This window comes from Oceanobacillus damuensis, from assembly GCF_001618145.1.
GTDB classification, from domain to species: domain Bacteria; phylum Bacillota; class Bacilli; order Bacillales; family Amphibacillaceae; genus Oceanobacillus; species Oceanobacillus damuensis.
In genome coordinates, this window is the sequence record NZ_LQNF01000036.1 from 1 (window position 1) to 17,759 (window position 17,759).

General features: G+C 39.5%; 16 protein-coding genes. All 16 read left to right on the forward strand.

Annotated features, from left to right (window positions below; genetic code table 11):
* Positions 1-562 precede the first annotated feature (562 nt).
* Positions 563-1,330 (forward strand): 30S ribosomal protein S2, encoded by a 768-nt coding sequence (gene rpsB / locus A4245_RS16635; protein WP_067729988.1) that lies wholly within the window; start codon positions 563-565, stop codon positions 1,328-1,330.
* 97 nt (positions 1,331-1,427) lie between these two features.
* The gene (gene tsf / locus A4245_RS16640) at positions 1,428-2,312 is read left to right on the forward strand and encodes a translation elongation factor Ts (protein ID WP_067729990.1); all 885 of its coding nucleotides are present in this window, start codon (positions 1,428-1,430) and stop codon (positions 2,310-2,312) included.
* A gap of 119 nt (positions 2,313-2,431) precedes the next feature.
* Complete coding sequence (gene pyrH / locus A4245_RS16645) at positions 2,432-3,154, forward strand: UMP kinase (RefSeq protein ID WP_067729992.1); 723 nt, start codon at positions 2,432-2,434, stop codon at positions 3,152-3,154.
* Between the two features lie 2 nt (positions 3,155-3,156).
* Entirely contained in the window at positions 3,157-3,714 is a 558-nt protein-coding gene (gene frr, locus A4245_RS16650; RefSeq protein ID WP_067729994.1) for a ribosome recycling factor, read from the forward strand.
* Positions 3,715-3,951: 237 nt separating this feature from the next.
* Positions 3,952-4,713: an isoprenyl transferase gene (locus A4245_RS16655; protein ID WP_067729996.1), complete on the forward strand. Its 762-nt coding sequence runs from the start codon at positions 3,952-3,954 to the stop codon at positions 4,711-4,713.
* A gap of 15 nt (positions 4,714-4,728) precedes the next feature.
* On the forward strand, positions 4,729-5,520 hold the full coding sequence (locus tag A4245_RS16660) for a phosphatidate cytidylyltransferase (protein WP_067729998.1): 792 nt from the start codon (positions 4,729-4,731) through the stop codon (positions 5,518-5,520).
* A gap of 162 nt (positions 5,521-5,682) precedes the next feature.
* Entirely contained in the window at positions 5,683-6,957 is a 1,275-nt protein-coding gene (gene rseP / locus A4245_RS16665) for an RIP metalloprotease RseP (RefSeq protein ID WP_067730000.1), read from the forward strand.
* 269 nt (positions 6,958-7,226) lie between these two features.
* A complete protein-coding gene (locus A4245_RS16670) occupies positions 7,227-11,516 on the forward strand; it encodes a PolC-type DNA polymerase III (protein ID WP_067730002.1) in 4,290 nt (1,429 codons plus the stop codon).
* A 149-nt stretch (positions 11,517-11,665) separates the two neighbouring features.
* Positions 11,666-12,496: an STAS domain-containing protein gene (locus A4245_RS16675; RefSeq protein ID WP_067730004.1), complete on the forward strand. Its 831-nt coding sequence runs from the start codon at positions 11,666-11,668 to the stop codon at positions 12,494-12,496.
* 251 nt (positions 12,497-12,747) lie between these two features.
* Positions 12,748-13,218: a ribosome maturation factor RimP gene (rimP, locus tag A4245_RS16680; RefSeq protein ID WP_067730006.1), complete on the forward strand. Its 471-nt coding sequence runs from the start codon at positions 12,748-12,750 to the stop codon at positions 13,216-13,218.
* 19 nt (positions 13,219-13,237) lie between these two features.
* On the forward strand, positions 13,238-14,341 hold the full coding sequence (nusA, locus tag A4245_RS16685) for a transcription termination factor NusA (RefSeq protein ID WP_067730008.1): 1,104 nt from the start codon (positions 13,238-13,240) through the stop codon (positions 14,339-14,341).
* 13 nt (positions 14,342-14,354) lie between these two features.
* Complete coding sequence (gene rnpM, locus A4245_RS16690) at positions 14,355-14,636, forward strand: RNase P modulator RnpM (protein WP_067730010.1); 282 nt, start codon at positions 14,355-14,357, stop codon at positions 14,634-14,636.
* The gene (locus A4245_RS16695; protein WP_067730012.1) at positions 14,626-14,925 is read left to right on the forward strand and encodes a L7Ae/L30e/S12e/Gadd45 family ribosomal protein; all 300 of its coding nucleotides are present in this window, start codon (positions 14,626-14,628) and stop codon (positions 14,923-14,925) included. The genes rnpM and A4245_RS16695 overlap by 11 nt, the downstream gene beginning before the upstream one ends.
* 20 nt (positions 14,926-14,945) lie before the next feature.
* Positions 14,946-17,075, forward strand: a complete 2,130-nt coding sequence (gene infB, locus A4245_RS16700; protein WP_067730014.1) for a translation initiation factor IF-2 — start codon at positions 14,946-14,948, stop codon at positions 17,073-17,075.
* The gene (locus A4245_RS16705; protein ID WP_067730016.1) at positions 17,072-17,350 is read left to right on the forward strand and encodes a DUF503 domain-containing protein; all 279 of its coding nucleotides are present in this window, start codon (positions 17,072-17,074) and stop codon (positions 17,348-17,350) included. The genes infB and A4245_RS16705 overlap by 4 nt, the downstream gene beginning before the upstream one ends.
* Before the next feature lie 28 nt (positions 17,351-17,378).
* The gene (rbfA, locus tag A4245_RS16710) at positions 17,379-17,720 is read left to right on the forward strand and encodes a 30S ribosome-binding factor RbfA (RefSeq protein WP_067730018.1); all 342 of its coding nucleotides are present in this window, start codon (positions 17,379-17,381) and stop codon (positions 17,718-17,720) included.
* Positions 17,721-17,759 lie beyond the last annotated feature (39 nt).

Below are 17,759 nucleotides of genomic sequence, written 5' to 3' on the forward strand. Positions count from 1 at the left end.
GTCAGGTCAAAAGCGCAGTGTATTTCCCCGAGCGGTAGCCGAAGTATCTCGCTTCCATTATCCGTGCCAACGTTCTAACACAAATAATAGTTACTTCGCTTTTTATATCAAATACGAAGATAAAAGCAGCAAAATGAAAGAACGATCCTTTCAGTTCAGCCTTCTTTGACCATACAGTTAATCCAAAGTCCACACATGCAGTATTTCTTCAGTCCTCCTCATCCTCCTATCTGCTAGGGCTTATTTGCCAATTCCATTCTGCGAAAGTTGAGTTAGCCCCCGAAAACAAAAGCTGTCACCAAGGTTTCGGTGACAGCCTTAGTTTCATTTATACAGACAGGAAAACTTCTTCTCTGCAAAAAAAATAACGGAAACACTTGATTACAGTATTCCATTGTGGTATATTAACTTTTGGTGTAAATACTATGTTCATCAATATGGATGAAACAGGTCTTTAAAAACACACGTCCGGTGATTTGTATATATGGTGCTGTCCCTATGGGATAGTCTATACACAGAAATGACCCAGGCGGAGGAAAAAAACCATTAGGAGGAATTATTTATGGCAGCAATATCAATGAAACAATTGTTGGAAGCTGGTGTACATTTCGGACATCAGACACGCCGTTGGAATCCAAAAATGAAGAAATACATCTTCACTGAGCGTAACGGCATCTATATCATCGACCTGCAAAAAACGGTAAAGAAGGTTGATGAAGCATACAACTATGTAAAAGAAATCGCGTCAAATGGCGGTACTATTCTTTTCGTAGGAACAAAAAAACAAGCACAGGATTCAGTAAGGGACGAAGCAATTCGTTCTGGTATGTACTATGTTAACCAACGCTGGTTAGGTGGTACACTTACTAATTTCCAAACGATCCGCAAACGTATTAACCGTTTGAAATCCATTGAGAAGATGGAAGAGGATGGTACATTTGAAGTACTGCCCAAAAAAGAAGTTGTTAACTTAAACAAAGAAAAAGATCGTTTAGTTAAATTCCTAGGTGGAATTAAAGAAATGACTAAACTGCCTGATGCTTTATTCGTAATTGACCCTCGTAAAGAGCGTATTGCAATTGCTGAAGCACACAAATTGAACATTCCTATCATCGGAATTGTAGATACTAACTGTGATCCTGATGAAATTGATTATGTTATCCCGGCAAACGACGATGCAATTCGTGCCGTAAAACTTTTGACTTCAAAAATGGCAGATGCTATTTTAGAAGTTAAACAGGGAGAAGAAACTGAAGAAGCGGAAGCTGAAGCAGAAGTACAAGCAGAAGAATCTTCTGAAGAGGCTGCTGCAGAATCAACTCAAGAGTAATCTAAAAAAGGTGAGGGTGATAAGAGGATATGAACCTTTTATCACCTTTTTTAAAGAAAAAATGACATTGCTTAACTATTCAAAGGAGGATCTCTAAATGGCTATTACTGCTCAAATGGTTAAAGAACTACGTGAAAAAACTGGTGCTGGTATGATGGATTGTAAAAAAGCACTTCAGGAAACAGATGGCAACATTGATGCTGCTATCGATTTTCTGCGTGAAAAAGGTATTGCAAAGGCTGCAAAAAAAGCAGACCGTATCGCTGCTGAAGGCCTGACACACATTGAAGTCGATGGCAATAAAGCTGCGATTATCGAAGTGAACTGTGAAACTGACTTCGTTACCAAAAATGAACAGTTTAAAAGTCTCTTATCCGAATTGGGTAAACATATTGTAAGCCAACAACCAGCAAGTGTTGAAGAAGCTTTACAACAAAAGTTGAACGGTGAGGGAGAAACGGTTGATTCGGTTATCAACTCTGCAGTATCAACAATTGGAGAGAAAATCTCTCTTCGTCGTTTTGCTACAATGGAAAAAACGGATAACGATTCATTTGGTGCCTACCTGCATATGGGTGGACGTATCGGTGTGTTATCTTTACTTGAAGGAACGACGGACGAGCAGGTTGGAAAAGATATTTCCATGCATGTTGCAGCAGTAAATCCTCGTTATGTGTCTCGTGACGCAGTTTCGGAAGATGAAGTGAATCATGAGCGCGAAGTATTGAAATCACAAGCATTAAACGAAGGTAAACCAGAAAAGATTGTTGAGAAAATGGTTGAAGGCCGATTGGGTAAATTCTTTGAAGAAATCGTTCTTTTGGAACAAAGCTTTGTAAAAGATCCAGATCAAAAAGTGAAAAAATATGTGGCTGATAAAGGTGCTTCCGTTAAATCGTTTGTTCGCTATGAAGTTGGAGAAGGAATGGAAAAACGCGAAGAAAACTTTGCAGAAGAAGTTATGAGCCAAATTAAAAAATAAGGTATTCCATCCTGGCTATAGGGAACATTCATTTGTTCCCTATTTTACAACAATGATAAATAAAATCTCTGTATTCTACAAAACAGCTATCAAAATATAAAATTTCTATGGAGGTTATTATGACAACAGCACGGTACCGTAGAATTGTGTTAAAATTAAGTGGAGAAGCTCTAAGTGGTGAACAAGGTTATGGCATCGATCCGAAAATCATCAAATCAATCGCCGAACAAGTAAAAGAGGTAGCGGAACTAGGTGTGGAAGTAGCTATCGTTGTCGGCGGAGGAAACATATGGCGTGGCAAGGTTGGAAGTGAAATGGGAATGGATCGTGCATCAGCTGACTATATGGGTATGCTGGCAACGATCATGAATTCACTTGCACTGCAGGATGGACTGGAGACTATCGGAATCCAGACGAGAGTACAGACTTCTATCGAAATGCGCCAGGTCGCCGAGCCATACATAAGGAGAAAAGCAATTCGTCATTTAGAGAAAAAGCGTGTTGTCATTTTCGCAGCCGGTACAGGAAATCCTTATTTTTCAACGGATACAACAGCAGCACTTCGAGCAGCAGAAATTGAAGCGGAAGTTATATTGATGGCTAAAAATCATGTCGATGGGGTATATACGGATGATCCGAAGCTAAATAAAGATGCACAGAAATATGAAAGCCTGACTTATATGGAAATGCTTAATGAAGGTTTGGGTGTAATGGATTCAACAGCCTCTTCTTTATGCATGGATAATGATATCCCATTAATTGTATTTTCTATTACTGAAGAAGGCAATATTAAAAGGGTTGTCGAAGGAGAAACAATCGGCACAACAATAAGGGGGAAATAATTATGTCAGAAGCGATTATGAATCAAATGCAGGAAAAAATGGAACAGGCAGTACAGGCTTTTTCGAAGAACTTAGCATCAGTAAGAGCAGGCAGAGCTAATCCAAGTCTATTGGATAGTATCTATGTCGATTATTATGGTGCGTCCACTCCATTGAATCAGCTGGCCACTATTGGCGCTCCGGAAGCTAGACTACTCACTATAACACCTTATGATAAAACAGTTCTTTCTGATATTGAAAGAGCTATTCAAATTGCAAATCTAGGTTTGACCCCGTCAAATGATGGAAATATGATTCGAATCAATATCCCGCCTTTAACGGAGGAAAGACGTAAGGATTTAGTGAAAGTGGTCGGTAAATATGCTGAAGAATCAAGGGTGCAAATTCGTAATATTCGTCGGGATACAAATGATGGCTTGAAAAAGCTGGAAAAAAATGGAGACATTACGGAAGATGACTTACGTGGATTTCAGGATGAAGTTCAAAATTCAACGAACGAACACATTTCAAAAATTGATGAACTTGCAAAAAATAAAGAAAAAGAAATAATGGAAGTTTAAAAACTTTACAATTCTTTATACATTAAATGTATCGGTGATTCATATATTGCAGAGTAAGATGCAAAAGCCCTCTTATTAAAGGGGGCTTTTGTAATCTGCAGCAATAATCGTTATAATAAGAAAGTATTATCATGATATAATGTAGATTCATCCTGTTGGAGATAAGGCTTTCAGTCCTTGGCCATCAAAGAACTACGTTAGAGGATTGCAAGTCAACAACATTTCGGGGGACAGACTATGTCGATGAAAATTCCTTTTTTAAATAGTAAACAAACAAAAGAAATTGAGGCAGAACGAATGGGAAACGTGCCGGACCATGTTGCGATCATAATGGATGGCAACGGACGCTGGGCAAAAAAACGCGGATTACCTCGAATAGCAGGACATAAAGAGGGTGTTTCTGCTGTTAACAAAATTGTTAAAGCCGCAGTGAATTCAAACGTTAAAATTCTTACTCTATATACTTTTTCCACGGAAAACTGGAAAAGACCGAAGTCAGAAATTGACTTTATATTGAGACTTCCGAAAGAATTTCTACATATTTACCTGCCGGATCTGATTTCCAATAATGTTAGAATAGAAACGATCGGTGATTTCGATTCTCTTCCTGACTATACAAGAGAAGCTGTTCGATATGCGATCGACAAAACGAAGGATAATGATGGGCTTTTACTGAATTTTGCTCTAAACTATGGCAGTAGACTGGAAATTGTCCACGCTGTAAAGCAAATAATTAATGACATCGATGATTCGAAGCTTTCAATTGATTCATTGGACGATGATGCGTTCTCTAAATACTTATTCACAAATGGTTTATCTGACCCCGATTTACTTATCCGAACCGGCGGTGAACAAAGATTAAGCAATTTCCTTCTTTGGCAGCTAGCATATACCGAGTTCTGGTTTACGGATGTATTGTGGCCTGATTTTAAAGAAGAGAATTTTTTGTGCGCCCTTGAAGAATATCAACAGAGGAAAAGACGGTATGGAGGTATTTAAGGTGATGGTAGGCATATGAAACAGCGAACGATAACAGCATTTCTGGCATTGATAGTATTTCTTCCCTTCGTCATTATTGGAGGGCTTCCATTTACACTTTTAGTTTATCTCATTGCAACTGTCGGGCTATTGGAATTAATCAGAATGAGAGATATCGGAAAGTATCTGATCCCGAATATATTGGTTATCATATTATTATGGTTGCTCTTGATACCGAGCACATCTCCAATATTGGATTCCAGCTGGTTTACGAAGTTTGATATGATTGCTCTGATTATATTGCTGCTTTTGTCATATACAGTATTGGTTAAAAACAAATTTACTTTTGACCATGTAGGGTTTATTTTACTGGCTGCTTTTTATGTTGGTCTTGGATTTTTCTATCTGTTGGAAACTAGAGCAGGAGATAATGCAATAAGTAACATACTATATGCATTTTTTATTATTTGGGCCACTGATACGGGTGCATATTTCTTTGGACGAGCATTTGGAAAGAAGAAGCTATGGCCGACGATCAGTCCGAATAAAACGATTGAGGGTGCTTTAGGTGGAGTCATGTTGGCATGTGCGGTTGCGATTGTTTTCCACTTGGTTAGTCCGTTTCCCCATTCCATGTTAATTGTCATTGCGGTAACTATTCTCGCATCCATTTTCGGCCAGATTGGCGATCTGGTTGAATCTGCATTTAAACGGAATTATGGAGTAAAGGATTCAGGAAAAATATTGCCGGGCCATGGTGGCATATTGGACAGGTTTGACAGCTTATTGTTTGTTTTGCCGTTGCTTCACTTTATCCACTTCATCTGAGGTGTGGTTAGCAGTGATATGTGCAAGACATTAAAAAAACTTGAACAGATGATTATAAACAGGTTAAACTTTATTTAAAGTTTGAATATAATTTTATCGGAGTACATGCTTAAATTTGCTTCAAAAGACAATACCGGCTCCAATAAAAGGAAGGTGTTTTTATTGACCACTGTAATAGCATTTATTTTCATGTTCGGACTGCTCGTATTTATACATGAATGGGGCCATATGATATTTGCAAAACGTGCGGGTATGCTCGTCCGTGAATTTGCGATCGGATTTGGTCCGAAGGTGTTCTCGTTTACAAAGAACGAAACATTATATACCATTCGCCTGATCCCGGCGGGTGGATATGTAAGGGTTGCGGGAGAAGACCCCGAAATAATTGAATTAAAACCTGGGCATCATATCGGGATTGAATTCAATGATCGTGATAAAGTCTCCAAAATTATTGTTAACAATAAGTCGAAGCATCCAAATGCGAGAGTAATTGAAGTGGAACATGCTGATCTAGACCATCAGCTTATTATCGAAGGTTATGAAATTGATGAAGAAGATAATAAGCTGCGATTTGAGATAGATCGGAAGGCATTTTTCGTAATGGATGAACGAGAAACACAAATTGCGCCATATGATCGGCAATTTGCTTCCAAAACGGTTGGGCAACGGGCAATGCAATTATTTGCCGGACCAATGATGAATTTTATTCTGGCGATTTTTATCTTTATTATTATAGGATTGGTGCAAGGTGTTCCTGTGGAAGAAGCGAAAATGGGAGAGATCCAACCAGACACACCTGCAGAAGAAGCAGGGTTCCAGCGGGATGACATTGTCATACAGATTGAAGATCAATCAATTTCCACCTGGGAAGAATTTACTTCAATCGTAAGAGCCAATCCCGGTCAAGAGTTGAACATGCTCGTCCTGCGGGATAGTGAGGAGCAGCCAATTACAGTTGTTCCTGGCGAAGCTCAAGTAATGGACCAGCAAGGTGACCCGGTTACCATCGGCCAAATTGGTGTTTTTCAAGGTTTCGAAAAATCAGTGTTGGGAACTTTTAAATACGGTTTTCAGCAAACATATGAAACGACTAAATTAATTTTAACCAATCTGCTGATGCTTGTTACCGGCCAAGTCTCTATAGAAATGCTGTCAGGTCCCGTTGGTATTTATGATGCAACAGACCAAGTAGTTCAAACCGGGTTTATGAATTTAATGTTATGGACAGCCATGTTGAGCATTAACTTAGGGATTATCAACCTCGTGCCACTTCCGGCCCTTGATGGAGGCAGATTACTATTTGTTGGAGTCGAAGCGTTAAGAGGGAAACCAATCGCTCCTGAAAAAGAAGGGATTTTCCATTTCGTGGGGTTTGCGTTTTTAATGCTCCTGATGATTGTAGTCACATGGAACGATATCCAGCGTTTATTCCTGTAAGTTCATAAGAAACGAAAGCGGAGGTGACTGTTCAGAAACGCATGCATAAGCAAGGGACTGGAAAGCGCATGGTTTACACGCTTGGAATGTCCATTGCTTATGACAGGAGTTTCTAGGAACCGGAGCTGGACGCGGCTGTTTATGTGTAAAAGTTAATTGCTGCCAATATTTTTACTTTCTTATTTTTTTAGAAAGCTATGCCCTTGTCTTCATTTTGACAAGGGTTTGCATTATTATTGCAATTCTTTTTGTTGCAGGAGGTGTAATGAATGGACATATCCAAAAAAGAAAAGATGGATTTATTATTGAAACAGCTAGAAATGTCCGAAGAACATATAAATAAATATTTTAATGACAGTTACTTAGAAAAACTGGAAGTATTTAAACAATCAAAGATTTGGCATTTTCATATATATGTAAAGTGTGTGCTTCCTATTGCTATATACCAGCAGTTTATGTCAAAACTTCAGCAAGCTTTTCAGCAGATTGCCAAAGTGGAATTGACGATTAAGGCTGGGGACAAAACATGTGACGATGAAACGATTCGTGGCTATTGGAAGCATTTTCTTACATCACTGACGCAATTATCTCCTGCTTACAGAGATTTGGTTCATAATCAGATTCCCGAAGTAAACAATAATAAGATTATGTTAACTGCCAGAAGTGATGCGGAGGCAAGTGCTTTAAAAAAGAGACTTGAGGCAGATTTCAGAAATTATTGCGATAAAATAGGTGTCATTGCTTATGCTTTAGATATTAATGTCAAAACCGATGCAGTCGACCTGCAAAAATTCAGAGACCAAAAAGCATTGGAGGATCAGCAGCTCGTTTTAAAAACAGTTCAGGAAAAGGAAAAGCGGGATAAAGAAAAATCCAATCATGAAAATCGACCACTCTCGATTGGATATAAAATACCGGAAGAAGCAATCACGATGGATCAAATTCTTGAGGAAGAACGAAGAGTTACTATCCAGGGTTACATATTCGCTTCGGAGGTCAGAGAACTGCGCTCAGGCAGAAGTCTTTTGATTATTAAAGCAACTGATTATACAGATTCCCTACAGATTAAAATGTTTTCTAAAGGTGATGAAGATGCAGCGAAATTTGCGGATGTGAAAAAAGGAATGTGGATCAAAGCCAGGGGAAGTATACAAACAGATATGTATACCAATGAACTGGCAATGATGGCAAACGATATCCATGAAATTAAAGTTGCCAGCCGAATGGATGAAGCCCCTGAAGATGAAAGACGAGTGGAGCTTCATGCCCATACGACAATGAGCCAAATGGATGCAGTCGTATCTCCTGAAGTACTCGTAACACAGGCTGCAAAGTGGGGCCATAAAGCTGTTGCAATTACGGATCATGCTGGTGTGCAAGGTTTTCCTGATGCACATGCTGCAGGTCAGAAGCATAACATTAAGGTGCTGTATGGCGTAGAAGCTAATTTGGTAGATGATGGTGTTCCAATCGCTTACAATGAGTCAGATCGGGACTTGGAAAATGAAACTTATATTGTTTTTGATGTGGAGACAACAGGACTTTCGGCGGTATACGATACGATTATAGAATTGGCTGCAGTCAAAATATATCAAGGTGAGATTGTTGACCGTTTCGAAGCATTTGCAAATCCGCATCATCCGTTGTCACAGACCACAATTGATCTGACAGGCATCACGGACGATATGGTTAAAGACGCACCGGAAGTAGAAGAAGTACTAAAGAACTTCCATGAATGGATGGGCGACGATATTCTTGTTGCCCATAATGCCAGCTTTGATATGGGATTTCTTAATCAGGGATTCAAACGTTTTGACTACGAAAAGGCGAAAAATCCAGTGATTGACACTTTGGAGCTTGCCAGATTTCTAATACCGGAATTAAGAAATCACCGGTTGAATACACTTTGTAAGCACTTGGACATTGAGCTGACCCAACATCACCGCGCAATTTATGATGCGGAAGCTACCGGATATCTGTTATGGAAACTGGTTCAAAGGCTCTTAAGCAGAGATATTACGAATCATCACCAATTAAATAATCATATGGGTGAAGGTAATGCCTACCAGCGCTCCAGACCCTATCATTGCACACTGCTTGCAAAAACACAGGAAGGCTTGAAAAACCTGTACAAGCTCGTTTCCAGTGCACATATTGATTATTTTTACCGGGTTCCGCGTATTCCAAGATCTCTATTGCAGAAGCACCGTGAAGGAATATTGGTCGGAACCGCATGTGACAAGGGAGAGGTTTTTGAAACAATGATGCAGAAATCTGCGGAGGAAGCTGAACAGGCTGCAGAATTTTATGACTATATCGAGGTTCAGCCACCTGCAAATTATGTACATTTAATCGAAAAAGACCTTGTACAAAATGAATCTCAAATACTGGACATCATTAAAAAATTGGTGGATTTGGGAAAACGTATTAATAAACCTGTTGTAGCGACAGGTAACGTACATTATATAGATGAGCATGATAAACAGTATCGCCAAATCCTGATAGCCGCGCAAGCAGGAAACCCGTTAAACAGGCAGACCCTTCCGGATACACCATTCCGCACCACAAATGAAATGCTCGATAGTTTTTCATTTTTAGGTGATGAAGTCGCACATGAAATTGTAGTCAAAAATACGAATGCAATAGCAGATGAACTGGAAGAAGTTTCTCCCGTGAAAGACGGCCTGTATACTCCTACGATCGAAGGTGCTGAACAGGATATGCGTGACCTTTGTTATACACGTGCGAAGATGATATACGGGGACCCCGTACCACAGATTGTTGTAGACCGTCTCGAGAAGGAATTGGACAGTATTATAGGGAATGGATTTGCAGTAATCTATTTAATTTCTCATAAACTCGTAAAAAAATCACTTGATGATGGTTACCTTGTTGGTTCAAGGGGATCGGTTGGTTCTTCCTTTGTTGCAACGATGACGGAAATAACTGAGGTTAACCCGCTTGTACCACATTATGTTTGTGAAAAATGTCATTACAGCGATTTTATTACGGATGGATCTGTGGCCAGCGGCTTCGATTTACCGGATAAAAATTGTCCGGAGTGTGATACACCTCTGCAAAAAGACGGACAGGACATCCCGTTTGAAACGTTCCTTGGTTTTAAAGGAGACAAAGTTCCTGATATCGATTTGAATTTTTCTGGGGCCTATCAGCCGAGAGCGCATAATTACACAAAGGAATTATTTGGCGTCGATAATGTATACCGTGCAGGAACGATTGGAACCATAGCAGAAAAAACAGCCTATGGCTATGTCAAAGGCTATGCATCTGACAAACAATTAGTTTATAAAAATGCCGAAGTTGATCGTCTGGTGCAGGGCTGTACAGGAGTAAAGCGAACGACCGGCCAGCATCCGGGCGGAATCATAGTCGTGCCTGATGACAAGGAAATTTATGATTTTACACCAATACAATTTCCTGCAGACGATCGCACGAGTGAGTGGCGGACAACTCATTTTGATTTCCACTCGATTCATGATAATTTGCTGAAATTGGATATTCTTGGTCACGATGATCCGACAGTCATTCGTATGCTACAGGACTTAAGCGGAATGGATCCGAAAACCATTCCAACAGACGATCCTGAAGTAATGAAAATATTCTCGGGACCGGAATCACTTGGCGTAACTGCAGACCAAATTAATTGTAAGACTGGGACACTTGGAGTTCCGGAGTTTGGTACGAAGTTTGTAAGGCAGATGCTTGAAGATACCAAACCAAGTACTTTTGCAGAATTATTGATCATTTCGGGGCTATCACATGGTACTGATGTATGGTTGGGGAATGCCCAGGATCTAATTAATGATGGCATATGCGAGCTTCCCGACGTTATCGGCTGTCGGGATGATATAATGGTCTATCTGATGCACAAAGGCCTCGAACCCTCCTTGGCATTTAAAATTATGGAGTTTGTTCGGAAGGGGAAAGGTCTGCAGGATGAATGGATAACGGAAATGAAAAAACATAATGTTCCGGACTGGTATATTGAGTCCTGTAAAAAAATAAAATACATGTTCCCGAAAGCCCATGCCGCGGCATATGTATTGATGGCAGTTAGGATTGCTTACTTTAAAGTCCACCACCCGATACTTTTTTATGCTGCTTATTTCACGGTCAGAGCAGATGATTTTGAACTGGACACAATGATTAAAGGATCCGATGCAATTCGCAGCCGTATGGAGAGCATTACAGTGAAAGGTAATGATGCTACACCGAAAGAAAAAAGCTTGCTTACCGTTTTGGAACTGTCTCTTGAAATGTGTGAACGTGGATTCTCCTTTAAAAAAGTTGACTTATACAAATCAAGTGCCACCGATTTTATCGTTGATGGCAATAGTTTACTTCCTCCTTTCAATGCTGTCGATGGATTGGGTACGAATGCTGCGCTTAATATTGTAAAAGCCCGTGAAGAAGGAGAATTTTTGTCCAAAGAAGACCTTCGGGAAAGAAGTAAGATATCTAAAACAGTTCTCGAGTATTTGGACAATCATGGTTGTCTGGAAGGCATGGCAGATAAGAACCAATTATCGCTATTCTGATTCTGTCTGCTCTGAAGAATAAGGTATATATGCTTTAACTCTCAAGATGAACATTTAGGTCTATCTTACATCGATATGCTATAATAGTGAGGGAATTTTAGAAAACATTCAAAAACCTTTTATTTAATATATTCTTAGGGGATGATTGCGTGAATTTGCAATATGAAGGAGACCAGGAATTAAAAGAATTTATTATAGAAAACAGAGGAAGATTTGAGAAAAAATTGCTTGAAGAAGCTGTACATGTTCGGGATAAAGTAGAGGAAATCAAGTTAATCGGAAATATCAATTTACTGGAAAATGCTTATAATCTCGTATTAAGTGTATTGGATAATAAACCGAAATATGTTACCGATCTGGGAACTAGAGAAGGGGTTGCGTGGGCTGGGCATAATTTGACGCTAGCCTTCAAGCTTGAGTGGATCCAGGCAGTAAGGAAGACACTTTGGAAATTCCTTTATGAGTATGACCAAAACGGCAATAAGTTTAATCAAAAAGAAGAATACTATAATCTGCAAGTTAATATCAATAGTCTGTTTGATGAGTTTTTCCGTTCTTTCTTCCTGAGCTATTCGGAGTATAAGGATAAATTGCTTGAATCGAAAAACAAGCTCGTGAAGAGTCTCTCTGCGCCAATTATCCCAGTGACTGGAAGGGTAAGTATTCTGCCGCTTATCGGTATGCTGGATGAGTTTCGAGGGAACATTATTGAAGAGAAAGTTTTAAATGATATTAGCAGTAAAGGTGTTCAAACGTTGATTGTAGACCTTTCGGGTTTAGCTAAAATGGATGCCAATGCTATTCGGCTATTTATGAAACTGATTGAAGGAGTTACGATGATGGGTTGTAAAGCCATTATTACCGGTATGCGCCCTGAAGTAGTGACCCATTTTATCGATCATGACTTATCGTATGGGAAAAGCATCGAAACAAAAGCATCGCTTCAACAGGCATTAGAAGATTTTATGGAGTTTAAGTAGTGCAGAAAGGTCTCTATGTTGCACGTGAAATGCTTTTATGGTATAATTTCTTTTGGAAAGTAATGATACGAACGGTTTGAAGAGTGGGTTTTTTACCCACTCTTTCTTCATACTGTTTTCGATTTTTGGAAAGCTTCCCCCTAGCCACATCATCCGGCAGGGGTTTTATATTGATTTTGGCTGTTCCAAATGAAATTGGTCAGATTGGTTTATAATAAGCTATAAATAGTGCCATTAAAGGAGGACGAACTTTGAGCTCCCAAGTGATTCAAATTACAGAAGAATTGGTTACCCCTATCTTAAAAGAAAAGGATCTCGAGTTAGCAGATATCGAGTATATTAAAGAAGGCAAAAATTGGTTTCTAAGGGTCTATATCGACAAGGAAGGCGGAGTCGATATTGTAGAATGTGGAGAAGTGTCAGAACAGTTAAGCGAGAAGCTGGATGAGACAGATCCGATAAAAGAACCTTATTTTCTGGAAGTTTCCTCCCCAGGTGTGGAACGACCGTTAAAATCAAAAGAGGATTTCGTAAAGTATGTCAACCATAATGTTTTCATAAAGCTATATGAACGCATTGATGGGGAAAAGGAATTTGAAGGAATCCTGAAGGAATTTAAAGATGATACAGCAACAATAGAATATAAAATTAAAACAAGGAAAAAAACGGTTGAAATACCATATGACAAGATAGCAAAAGCAAGACTAGCTGTTATGTTTTGATTAAAGGGGGAAAATAAAAGTGAGCAGTCAGTTGTTTGATGCGATTGATAATTTGGCAAAGGAAAAGGGAATTGATAAGAATATTCTAATGGAAGCATTGGAAGCCGCCCTGATCTCTGCCTATAAGAAGAACTTTAAATCTGCAACGAACGTTAGGGTCGAGCTTAACGAAGTGACCGGAAAGATGAGTGTCTATTCCAGAAAAACGGTTGTAGAAGAAGTAGAGGACAATCAGCTTGAGATCTCTATGGACGAGGCAAAAAAAATAGATCCTAATTATGAACTGGAAGACGTTATAGAAGTGGAAGTGACACCTAAAGATTTCGGCCGTATTGCAGCCCAGGCAGCAAAACAAGTTGTTACACAAAGAGTTCGTGAAGCTGAACGCGGAGTTATATTCTCCGAGTATATTGATCGTGAAGAAGATGTCATGACAGGTATCATTCAACGTAAAGATCCACGATTCGTTTATGTTAATCTTGGGAAGATAGAAGCTAAACTGGCGGAAACCGAACAGATGCCTACTGAAGAATATAACGTGCATGACCGGTTGAAAGTATTTGTGACAAAAGTGGAGAACACGAGTAAAGGACCACAAATTTATATTTCAAGATCGCATCCGGGTCTGTTAAAACGATTGTTTGAAATGGAAGTTCCGGAAATTTTCGACGGAACAGTGGAAATAAAATCGGTTGCCAGAGAAGCTGGAGACCGCTCGAAAATTTCAGTTTATGCCCAGGATCCCGAGATTGATCCTGTAGGCTCATGTGTTGGTCAGCGGGGGCAGCGTGTCCAGGCAATCGTAAATGAATTGAAGGGTGAAAAAATTGATATCGTCGAATGGTCAGAAGATCCGGTCGTATACGTATCAAATGCATTAAGCCCATCTAAGGTAGTTGATGTATTGGTTAATGAAGAGGAAAAGGCAACGACTGTCATTGTCCCTGATTACCAATTATCATTGGCTATCGGGAAACGTGGTCAGAATGCGAGACTTGCTGCCAAGTTGACAGGGTGGAAAATAGACATCAAGAGTGAAACGGAAGCAAGAGAAGAAGGATTATTGACTGAAACAGAGAATGAAGATTCCTATTCTGACAACAATGAGGATTTGTTTGAATAAGGGAGGGTTTTTAATGGTACAAAAAAGAAAGACACCTGAAAGAAAATGTATCGTCACGAATGAGATGAAACCGAAAAAAGACCTTATTCGTGTCGTGCGTAATAAAGAAGGCATGGTGTTTGTCGATCCCACAGGGAAGAAAAATGGGCGTGGAGCATACTTATCACGTGATTTGGATGTTATTCAAAAAGCGGAAAAATCGAATGTGTTGAATCGGACATTTAATACAGAAATAGATGCTGGCATCTATGAAGAATTAAAACAGCTTGTTAATGGAACGCAAAATGAAAAATAATTACTTAAACATCGTCGGTCTTGCATATCGTGCAGGTAAATGCTCCGTTGGGGAAGAAACGATTGTAAAAGACATTCGAGCCAAAAGGGCGAAACTGGTACTGCTTGCCAGTGATATTGGACCACAGACGAAAAAAAAACTAATGGATAAATGTAAATACTATGAAGTACCTTTTTTGATTGCAGATGATAGAGAAACAATATCACATGCAATTGGGAAATCCCACAGAGTAGCTATTGCTATCTTGGACGCAGGTTTTGCTGCCAAGATAAAATCGTTGCTCGGGTAATCAAATTCGGGGGTGAACGTATGAGTAAAATGCGTGTATATGAATATGCAAAATCAAACAATACAACTAGTAAAGATGTAATAAATTATTTAAAAGGCCTAAATGAGGAAGTATCCAACCATATGTCAACATTATCAGATGATATGGTGAAGAAATTGGATGAAAAGTTCAATGCAAAGGAGAAACCGGAAACGGCTAACCCAACTGAGAAAAACAATGCGGATCAAAATAACCAAAAGAAACAGAATTCAAACCAGCAGGCGAAGAACGGAAAGCAGAATTCCGGCTTCAAAAATAACAGTCAGCATAATAAACCAAATCATAAAAACAAGAAACAAAAAGGACCTAAAAAGGGTAATCAACAGGCAGCCAATGCCCAAAAACCTGTAAAGGAAACACCAAAAAAAATCACCTATAGCGACACATTGGCAGTAAGTGAGTTAGCTTCCAAGCTGAACAAAGAACCAGCTGAGCTCATCAAGAAGCTTATGTTTATGGGGGTTATGGCAACAAAAAACCAGGATCTCGATGACGATGCAATAGAACTGATCTGTGGCGAATATGATGTCGAAGTAGAAAAAGAAATCATTTTAGAAGATACAGATTTTGATAAATATATTCAGGAAGAAAATGAAGAAAACCTGATTGAAAGACCTGCTGTTGTTACGATTATGGGTCACGTTGATCATGGTAAAACAACATTGCTTGATTCAATTAGACATACGAAAGTAACAGCAGGAGAAGCAGGAGGCATCACCCAGCATATAGGTGCATATCAAGTTGAAAATGACGGGAAGAAGATTACCTTCCTGGATACACCTGGTCATGCGGCCTTTACAAGCATGCGTTCACGTGGTGCACAGGTTACAGATATTGCGATTCTTGTAGTTGCAGCAGATGATGGTGTAATGCCACAAACTGTCGAAGCGATCAATCATGCGAAAGCAGCTGAAGTTCCAATCATTGTTGCTGTCAACAAAATGGATAAAGAAGGTGCAAATCCTGACCGTGTCATGCAAGAGCTTACAGAATATGAACTGATTCCGGAAGATTGGGGCGGTAGCACCATTTTCGTTAATATCTCTGCAATCAAAGATGAAGGAATCGATGATTTACTGGAAATGATCTTGCTTGTAGCAGAAGTTGAAGAATTAAAGGCGAATCCGAATGCGAATGCTTTCGGTACAGTAATAGATGCACAATTAGACAAAGGAAGAGGATCTGTTTCTACATTATTGGTACAAAACGGCACACTTCATGTCGGAGATGCTATCGTTGTCGGTAATACGTATGGACGTGTTCGTGCTATGGTAAATGATATCGGTAAACGTGTAACTGAAGTTGGACCTTCTACACCGGTCGAAATTACCGGGTTACATGATGTGCCACAGGCCGGAGACCAATTCCTCGTATTTGACGATGAGAAAAAAGCGCGTCAAATTGGAGAAGCTCGTCAGCAAGAACATATTGTCGCAAATCGCGGCGAACAATCCAAAGTTAGTCTGGAAGATTTATTTGATAAAATTAAACAAGGTGAAATGAAAGAATTGAATATCATTGTAAAAGCAGATGTTCAAGGGTCAGTAGAGGCACTTGCAGCTTCTCTACGCAAAATTGAAGTGGAAGGTGTCAACATTAAAATCATTCACACTGGCGTAGGGGCTATTACAGAATCCGATATTATCCTTGCCTCAGCTTCAAATGCAATTGTTATTGGTTTCAATGTTCGTCCGGATGTAAATGCTAAAAATGCTGCTGAATCCGAAAAAGTTGATATTCGTCTGCACAGGGTGATATATAGTGCCATCGAGGAGATAGAGTCGGCAATGAAAGGACTGCTGGACCCTGAATTTGAGGAGAAGGTAATCGGACAAGCAGAAGTGCGGGAAACATTCAAGGTTTCCAAAATCGGGACGATTGCCGGTAGCTATGTAACGGAAGGTAAAATTACCCGTGATGCAGGTGTAAGACTTATCCGTGATGGGGTAGTTCTCTATGAAGGGGAATTGTTGGCACTTAAACGTTTTAAGGATGATGTGAAGGAAGTAGCGAAAAACTATGAGTGTGGGATAACTATTTCCAACTTTAACGACATCAAAGAAGGCGACGTTATCGAGGCCTTCGTCATGGAAGAAATTGAGCGCAAATGATCGTATATGCTGAGGTAGAGTGTTTCATGTATGAAGGACATTCACTAAAGGCAAAACGTTCAGTAATAAAAAAGATATTGGCAAAATTGCATAATAATTTTAATGTAGCTGTCACGGAAATCGCTTATCATGATTTGTGGCAGCGGACGAAAATTGGTATCGTAGCAATTTCCACGGATTATGTGCATGCCGAAAAGATAATCAATAGCGCATTGGGTACAATAGATGGATTTACAGAGCTTGAACGCACCATAACAAATGTGGAGCGATTATAAAGTCTCATTTTAACTGAGGTGAATAAAAATGGCTGAATTAAGAGCAAACAGGGTAGCTGAACAAATGAAAAAGGAATTAAGCGATATTCTGACTCGGAAAATAAAAGACCCCAGAGTTGGTTTTGTCACGGTTACAGATGTGGAAGTTACGGGTGACCTGCAGCAGGCAAAGGTATTCATATCTGTTTTGGGTGATGAAAAGAAAAAACAGGATACACTTATGGGTCTTGCAAAAGCAAAAGGATTTATCCGTTCGGAAATCGGAAATCGAATCCGTCTTCGCAAAACACCCGAATTGACTTTTGAATTTGATGAAGCATTCGAATATGGAAACCGGATTGAATCCATCTTGAAGGATTTAAATAAATAGAAATTGATGAATCTGACCTTGTTACAAGTTAAATGACGG

What these genes read in the sequence shown, in the direction of transcription:
- rpsB (WP_067729988.1), top strand. Translation starts at nt 563, where the DNA reads ATGGCAGCAATATCAATGAAACAATTGTTGGAAGCTGGTGTACATTTC.
- tsf (WP_067729990.1), top strand. Translation starts at nt 1,428, where the DNA reads ATGGCTATTACTGCTCAAATGGTTAAAGAACTACGTGAAAAAACTGGT.
- pyrH (WP_067729992.1), top strand. Translation starts at nt 2,432, where the DNA reads ATGACAACAGCACGGTACCGTAGAATTGTGTTAAAATTAAGTGGAGAA.
- frr (WP_067729994.1), top strand. Translation starts at nt 3,157, where the DNA reads ATGTCAGAAGCGATTATGAATCAAATGCAGGAAAAAATGGAACAGGCA.
- A4245_RS16655 (WP_067729996.1), top strand. Translation starts at nt 3,952, where the DNA reads ATGTCGATGAAAATTCCTTTTTTAAATAGTAAACAAACAAAAGAAATT.
- A4245_RS16660 (WP_067729998.1), top strand. Translation starts at nt 4,729, where the DNA reads ATGAAACAGCGAACGATAACAGCATTTCTGGCATTGATAGTATTTCTT.
- A4245_RS16670 (WP_067730002.1), top strand. Translation starts at nt 7,227, where the DNA reads ATGGACATATCCAAAAAAGAAAAGATGGATTTATTATTGAAACAGCTA.
- rnpM (WP_067730010.1), top strand. Translation starts at nt 14,355, where the DNA reads ATGGTACAAAAAAGAAAGACACCTGAAAGAAAATGTATCGTCACGAAT.
- A4245_RS16695 (WP_067730012.1), top strand. Translation starts at nt 14,626, where the DNA reads ATGAAAAATAATTACTTAAACATCGTCGGTCTTGCATATCGTGCAGGT.
- infB (WP_067730014.1), top strand. Translation starts at nt 14,946, where the DNA reads ATGAGTAAAATGCGTGTATATGAATATGCAAAATCAAACAATACAACT.
- A4245_RS16705 (WP_067730016.1), top strand. Translation starts at nt 17,072, where the DNA reads ATGATCGTATATGCTGAGGTAGAGTGTTTCATGTATGAAGGACATTCA.
- rbfA (WP_067730018.1), top strand. Translation starts at nt 17,379, where the DNA reads ATGGCTGAATTAAGAGCAAACAGGGTAGCTGAACAAATGAAAAAGGAA.